The 6,413-nt window shown below is 67.9% G+C and carries 7 protein-coding genes; 5 read left to right on the forward strand and 2 right to left on the reverse strand.

All coding sequences use genetic code 11. The features are described 5' to 3' along the window. Window positions 1-56: 56 nt before the first annotated feature. The 4 genes from Q7S93_RS15190 (at window position 57) to Q7S93_RS15205 (ending at window position 4,229) form a co-directional block, all read left to right on the forward strand. Window positions 57-719: a class I SAM-dependent methyltransferase gene (locus tag Q7S93_RS15190; protein WP_304714785.1), complete on the forward strand. Its 663-nt coding sequence runs from the start codon at window positions 57-59 to the stop codon at window positions 717-719. A 235-nt stretch (window positions 720-954) separates the two neighbouring features. Next, window positions 955-2,025, forward strand: a complete 1,071-nt coding sequence (locus tag Q7S93_RS15195) for a S1C family serine protease (protein WP_304714786.1) — start codon at window positions 955-957, stop codon at window positions 2,023-2,025. Window positions 2,026-2,089: 64 nt separating this feature from the next. Then, a complete protein-coding gene (locus Q7S93_RS15200; protein WP_304714787.1) occupies window positions 2,090-3,865 on the forward strand; it encodes a gamma-glutamyltransferase family protein in 1,776 nt (591 codons plus the stop codon). A gap of 13 nt (window positions 3,866-3,878) precedes the next feature. Continuing rightward, window positions 3,879-4,229 (forward strand): MmcQ/YjbR family DNA-binding protein, encoded by a 351-nt coding sequence (locus Q7S93_RS15205; RefSeq protein ID WP_304714788.1) that lies wholly within the window; start codon window positions 3,879-3,881, stop codon window positions 4,227-4,229. Here the strand turns inward: Q7S93_RS15205 and Q7S93_RS15210 are convergent. Together Q7S93_RS15210 and Q7S93_RS15215 are read right to left on the reverse strand one after the other, a co-directional pair. Beyond that, window positions 4,226-4,525, reverse strand: coding sequence for a UrcA family protein (locus Q7S93_RS15210; protein ID WP_304714789.1), 300 nt, complete (start codon window positions 4,523-4,525; stop codon window positions 4,226-4,228). The two genes, Q7S93_RS15205 and Q7S93_RS15210, sit on opposite strands and share 4 nt — an antisense overlap. 287 nt (window positions 4,526-4,812) lie before the next feature. Next, on the reverse strand, window positions 4,813-5,040 hold the full coding sequence (locus Q7S93_RS15215) for a hypothetical protein (RefSeq protein WP_304714790.1): 228 nt from the start codon (window positions 5,038-5,040) through the stop codon (window positions 4,813-4,815). 96 nt (window positions 5,041-5,136) lie between these two features. Here Q7S93_RS15215 and Q7S93_RS15220 point away from each other — a divergent pair. Beyond that, the coding region (locus tag Q7S93_RS15220; RefSeq protein ID WP_304714791.1) for a UbiD family decarboxylase at window positions 5,137-6,413 on the forward strand (1,277 nt) is incomplete at its 3' end.

Raw genomic sequence — 6,413 nt, forward strand, 5'->3', positions numbered from 1 at the left:
TGCGCTGAGCCGGGTTCTTCGCCACTCGCCATCGACGCAAGGTGCAGGAGAGCGGCGTGATCGAGCAGACCCCCGAGGGCCGCCGCGCCTTCATCCTGGCCAACACCCGCCAGCAGGCGCCGCCGCACACTCCTGAGCTCGTCCTGCACCTGGCCGACGAGATCACGCCGATCTGGCGGATGACCGAAGAGGCGTTGGAGGAGATCGGCCTGCCGCCGCCCTTCTGGGCCTTCGCCTGGGCCGGTGGCCAGGCGCTCGCTCGCTACATTCTCGACAATCCGCAGATCGTGGCGGGTAAGCGGGTCATCGACTTCGCCACCGGCTCCGGCATCGTCGCCATCGCCGCGGCCAAGGCCGGCGCAGCCCATGTGCTGGCCGCCGACATCGACGCCTACTGCGGCGCGGCGCTGGCCCTGAACGCGCCCGCCAACGGCGTGGCCTGCGACTTCACCAGCATCGACCTGCTGGACGCCCCGCCGCCGCCCGCCGACGTCATCCTGGCCGGCGACATCTGCTACGAAAAGCCCCTGGCCGCCCGGGTCATGGCCTGGCTGGAACAGGCTCAGGCCGCCGGCGCCAAGGTCCTGATCGGCGACCCCGGCCGCAGCTACTTCCCCCGCGAAGGCCTGGTCAAACTCGCCGAATACCAGGTCGCCACCACGCGAGAGCTGGAGGACCAGGAGGTCAAGAAGACGGCGGTGTGGACTCTGGGCTGCTAGACTTCTAGCCTGGAACATACGGGGAACTATGGGGTGGAGTTGGATGCGGCTGACAAATGCTTCACTTTGGCTATGGGTTGTGGCGGCGGCGCTTCCCGCTACGCCCTCAACCAGTGCGCCGGTGCTCATCCCCGCCTTTGCAAACCCACCGCCCTTGGAGGCAAGCGAGAACGCCCGACCCGCAACTCTAGACCGCATGGTTGCTCGTCTTCGCGACGGACAGGTGTGGGCTCGAATGGGCTTCATTCTCGGGTGCGATCTTGTTCGAGAAAACCTGCATTGGAGGGCCGACGAGCAAGATTTCAACGAGAAGCGATTTGCGGCGATCTTTGATGAGGAGGCTGAGAACGCTGGATTTCCGGTTGCCGGCAGGAATCTTTTCGACAGAACGCCCAGCGGCGGGCTTCGCGTTGGCGCCGCGATCGACGACATCGAAGCTCGGCTCTGCGGCATCGGCGGCGAGGGCCCCTCATCTTTTCGAGGCGAGATGGTGCTGGAAATGGAGTGGCAGGTGTATGACCCATTGCAGCGTAGAGTTGTCGCCACGGTGGCCACGAGATCCGGCCAGAGCATCGACAACCCCACAACGGACGGCGTTGACCGCCTCATACGTGCCGCCTTCCGCGAAAACGTCAGAGCGCTGCTGTCGCATGCCGATTATCGAAATACTGTCCTAGCAGTTTCCGGCACATCCCAGCCCACTGGAGCGCTGTGGCCGCAGCTTCTTCTGGAGAGCCTCCCCGGAAGCGCCATTGCTATTCCGTACGCTGCGAAATCGGCCGTCTCAGTCTTCTCGGACACCGGCCACGGCAGTGGATTCCTGATTTCGGCGAACGGCGAGATTCTGACGAACGCGCACGTCGTTGGACGCTCGAAATACGTCAAGGTTCGCTGGACCGACGGCGCCGAGGCCCTGGGCGAGGTTGTCCGCAGCGATCCCCGTCGCGATGTGGCTCTGATCAAGATCGCCCCGCCTGAAGGCCGCGCGCCGCTGCGCCTGGACCTGACCCCGCCGCAAGCTGGCGAGGACGTCTATGCGGTGGGCACGCCGCTGGATGAGGCATTCGAGGGGACGATCACGCGGGGGATCATCTCGGCTACCCGTGTGACCGAGGGCCTTCGTTTCATTCAGAGCGACGTGACGGTGAACCCCGGCAATAGCGGCGGCCCGCTGGTGAACAGCCGCGGCCAGGTGATCGCCATCACCGTGGCGAGCTTCCAGCCCGGCAGCGCGCCAACCGGCATCAATCTGTTCATTCCGATCGCCGACGCCCTGACGGCGCTGAATATCCAGGTCGGGGACTAGCCTCACGAGCGGCTGTGGCGCCTATAGTGACGGCGCTGTTACAGCGCTGATCCGGAGCCCGCCCATGCGTCGCCGCACCTTTCTGGCCGCCCTGCCCGCCGCCTTGCCAGGCGCGCTCTTCGCCAGCGGGGCGGCTGGGCAGAGCCGGGAGGCGACGCCCAACCGCGACCGGCCCGACGTCGGTCCCGGCGACCGGATCGACGGGGCGACCTTCGCCAGCCGCAGCGCGGCCTGGGGGACCCATGGGGCGGCGGCCACGGCCCACCCGCTGGCGACGCTGGCGGCCATCGACATCCTGCGGGCCGGGGGCTCGGCGGTGGATGCGGCCATCGCGGCCAATGCGGTGCTGGGCTATGCCGAGCCCATCGCGTGTGGCGTCGGCGGCGACTGTTTCGTCATGCTGTGGGATCCAAAGACCAAGGCGGTCGTCGGCCTGAACGGCTCGGGCTGCAGCCCCCGGGGCCTGTCCCTGGAGACGGTGCGCGCCCGCGCCAAGAACGGTCTGATCCCCTCGCATGGCGCCATCTCGGTCAGCGTGCCCGGCACGGTGGACGCCTGGTGGACCCTGCACGAACGCTACGGCAAGCTGCCCTGGAAGGACCTGTTCGCCCCGGCCATCGCCCACGCCAGCGAAGGCGCGCCGGTCAGCCAGAACGTCGCCTATTACCTTTCCCGCAGCTACGCCAACTTCACCGGCGGCAAGCTGGGCATCGAGGAGGTCGACAACTTCAAGGCGGTCTGGGCGCCCGGCGGCGCGACACCCCGCGAGGGCGAGATTTTCAAGAATCCTGCTCTGGCCCGCACCTACAGCCTGATCGCCGAGGGGGGCCGCGACGCCTTCTATGAGGGCGAGATCGCGCAGACCATCGAGCGCTATTTCCGCCGCATCGGCGGCTGGATGACCAAGGCCGACCTCGCCGCCCACCGGGCCGAATGGACCAAGGCCTATTTCAGCCCCTATCGCGGGGTGGACGTCTACAGCCTCGGCCCCAACAGCCAGGGCCTGGCGACCCTGCAGCAGCTCAACATCATGGAGCGGTTCGACATCCGCGGCATGGGCTTCCAGTCGGCCGCCGCCATCCACCATGGGGCCGAGGCCAAGCGGCTCGCCTTCGAGGACCGCGCCCGCTACTACGCCGATCCGTCCGTCTATGACGTGCCGGCCGAATGGCTGATCTCCAAGGACTACGCCGCCGAACGCGCGCGGCTGATCCGCCCCGACGCCATCCTGCAGACGGTCTATGCCGGCCAGGCGCCGACCCGGGGCGACACCACCTATTTCCCCACCGCCGACGCCGACGGGATGATGGTCTCGATCATCCAGTCCAACTACCGCGGCATGGGATCGGGCCTGGCGCCCGACGGCCTGGGCTTCATGCTGCAGAACCGCGGCGAGATGTTCGCCCTGACCGATGGCCACCCCAACCTCTATGCGCCAGCCAAGCGGCCCTTCCAGACCATCATCCCCGGCTTTGCGGTGAAGGACGGGGCGCCGTGGCTGTCCTTCGGCGTCATGGGCGGCGACATGCAGCCCCAGGGCCAGGCCCAGATCATCTCCAACATGGTCGACTTCGACCTTTCGCTGCAGGAGGCCGGCGACAGCCCCCGCTGGCGCCATGGGGGCGGGTCGGAGCCCACCGGCGAGGTCACCCCGGGAACCGGCCTGCTGCACCTGGAAAGCGGCGTGCCGGCCGCCACCCGCAAGGCCCTGGCCGATCTGGGCTGGAAGATCGGCGAAAGCGACGGCAGCTTCGGCGGCTATCAGGCCAACGAGCGCTGGCCCGGCCGCTACGGCGCGGCCACCGAGATGCGCAAGGACGGGGTGGCCCTGGCCTATTGAACGGGAGGCGCCGGTGACCGAAGCCGAGATGCGCGACATCATCCTGGCCTTCCCCGGCGCCGAGGAGGGCACGTCCTATGGGCGCCCGTCGTTCAAGGTGCGTGGCAAGTTCTTCACCCGGCTGCGGGCCGAGGACGCCAGCCTGGTGCTGAGCGATGTCGGCTTCGACGAGCGCGAAATGCTGATGGCGGCGGAGCCGGCCACCTTCCACCTGACGCCCCACTATCAGACCTATCCCACCGTGCTCGCCCGGATCGAGAGCCTCGATCCGGGGTCGCTGCACAGTCTGCTGGAACGCCGCTGGCGCAAGCTGGCCACCAAGGCGATGGTCAGGGCCTACGAGGCGGCGAAGACGTCCGGCTAGCGGGCGGCGTACTGCTGCTGGCCGACGCCGACATCGGCGCGAGCCTGGGCCAGGGTCTCCTGATAGCAGTCCGAGCGGGTCACGGTGCGTTTGAGCATCCGCACGCTGCCCTCATGTCCGCCACAGGCGGCGAAGGCCGCCCGCTCCACCCGCCGCTCGAGGCGCTGGGCGTCCTCGGGATTGGCGGGATTGAGGTTGGTGACATTGACGGTGGCCTGACCCGTCACGGCCGGCCCGGCGAGAACCGGAGTCGCAAGAAGCGCCGCGGCCAGCGCGGCTGAAGCAAGCTTGAACATTTTCATCTCCCTAATGACAGACCCCACGGCGACGGCTCTGACGGCCGCTCGGATTCCGCTGGGTCAGGTTTCAAGATGGGGAGGAAATGGGGCCAGGGAAAGGCCTGGGCTTCCGGCGCCTCGGCGCGCAGCGCCAGGAAAGAAGGGACACGAAGGACACAAAGATCCGCAAAGAGCACAAAGGAGCCCGCGGCCAGGTCTTCGTGTCCTTGGCTTCCTTCGTGTTCTTTGTGTCCCGTCTTTGAAGGCGCCTCCGGCGCGCAGAGTGCTTGGCTGACGCCCGGCGCCTAGAACTCGTCCTCCACGGCCGAACGGAACTGTTCGAAGATCTCGGCGGCCCGCTGGTTGTTGTAAGGCTCGGGCTCGTCCGGGGTCGCCGGCGCAGGCGCCGCACCGCCGTGCAGACGGCCTGCCACTGCGCCGCCCTGGACCAGGACCAGCTCCTCCCCCTCCGCAAGGCCGGACAGCAGCTGGGCGATCTTTGGGGGCAAGTCGTCGAGGTCGAGGCGCTTCATGGGCGCGGAATCTAGCGCCAAGCGCGCCGGGCGCAAAGGGTGACACCGGGCCTGCGCGGCCCTAAGTCCTGGGATCAGATCACCCTGGGAGGGCTCATGGCCTATCGGTCGCTGCGGGAATTCATCGCCAAGCTGGAAGCCGCCGGCGAACTGGTGCGGGTGTCTGAGCCGGTCTCCACCGTCCTGGAGATGACCGAGATCCATCGCCGCCTGCTGCGCCAGGGGGGGCCGGCCGTTCTGTTCGAGAACGTCATCCGCGCCGATGGCGAACGCTCGCCCATGCCCTGCCTGGTCAACCTGTTCGGCACGGTCAAGCGGGTGGCCATGGGGGTCACGCTCGAGGGACGCGAGCGCACCACGGCGGCGGATCTCCGCGAGGTGGGCGAGCTGCTGGCCTTTCTGCGCAGCCCCGAACCGCCCCGGGGGCTGAGGGACGCCCTGGACATGCTGCCCCTGGCCAAGACCGTGATGGCCATGCGCCCGGCCACGGTGAAGAAGGCGCCGGTGCAGGAGATCGTCTGGACCGGCGACCAGATCGACTTGACCAAGCTGCCCATCCAGACCTGCTGGCCGGGCGAGCCCGCGCCGCTCATCACCTGGCCCCTGGTGGTCACCAAGGGCCCCTCCACAGAGCGGGAGGACGACTACAATCTGGGCATCTATCGCATGCAGGTCCTGGGCAAGGACCGCACCATCATGCGTTGGCTGGCCCACCGGGGCGGGGCCCAGCACCACCGGCGCTGGAAGGCTTCGGGGAAGCCAGAGCCCCTGCCCGCCTGCGCGGTCCTGGGCGCCGATCCCGGCACCATCCTGGCGGCGGTGACGCCGGTGCCCGAGACCCTGTCGGAATATCAGTTCGCCGGCCTGATGCGCGGCGCCAAGGCCGAGCTGGTGGCGGCCAAGACCGTGCCCCTGATGGTGCCGGCCGAGGCCGAGATCGTCATCGAGGGCCATGTCCTGCTGGACGAATATGCCGACGAGGGCCCCTATGGCGACCACACCGGCTATTACAATTCGGTCGAGAAGTTCCCGGTCTTCCAGGTCAGCGCCATCACCATGCGCCGGGACCCCATCTATCTGACCACCTTCACCGGCCGGCCGCCGGACGAGCCCAGCGTGCTGGGCGAGGCGCTGAACGAGGTCTTCATTCCCCTGCTGCGCCAGCAGTTCCCGGAGATCGTCGACTTCTGGCTGCCGCCGGAGGGCTGCTCCTACCGGATCGCCGTGGTCTCCATGAAGAAGGCCTATCCCGGCCACGCCAAGCGCGTGATGATGGGCGTCTGGAGCTATCTGCGGCAGTTCATGTACACCAAGTGGGTGATCGTAGTGGACGCCGACATCGACGCGCGCGACTGGAAGCAGGTGATGTGGGC

Origin of the sequence: Phenylobacterium sp. (assembly GCF_030646615.1) — a bacterium.
Lineage (GTDB): Bacteria > Pseudomonadota > Alphaproteobacteria > Caulobacterales > Caulobacteraceae > Phenylobacterium.

Bases quoted from the DNA above. Each gene is read 5' to 3' on its own strand.
- Q7S93_RS15200 (WP_304714787.1), top strand. From the start codon at position 2,090: ATGCGTCGCCGCACCTTTCTGGCCGCCCTGCCCGCCGCCTTGCCAGGC.
- Q7S93_RS15210 (WP_304714789.1), bottom strand. From the start codon at position 4,525: ATGTTCAAGCTTGCTTCAGCCGCGCTGGCCGCGGCGCTTCTTGCGACT.
- Q7S93_RS15195 (WP_304714786.1), top strand. From the start codon at position 955: ATGGGCTTCATTCTCGGGTGCGATCTTGTTCGAGAAAACCTGCATTGG.
- Q7S93_RS15215 (WP_304714790.1), bottom strand. From the start codon at position 5,040: ATGAAGCGCCTCGACCTCGACGACTTGCCCCCAAAGATCGCCCAGCTG.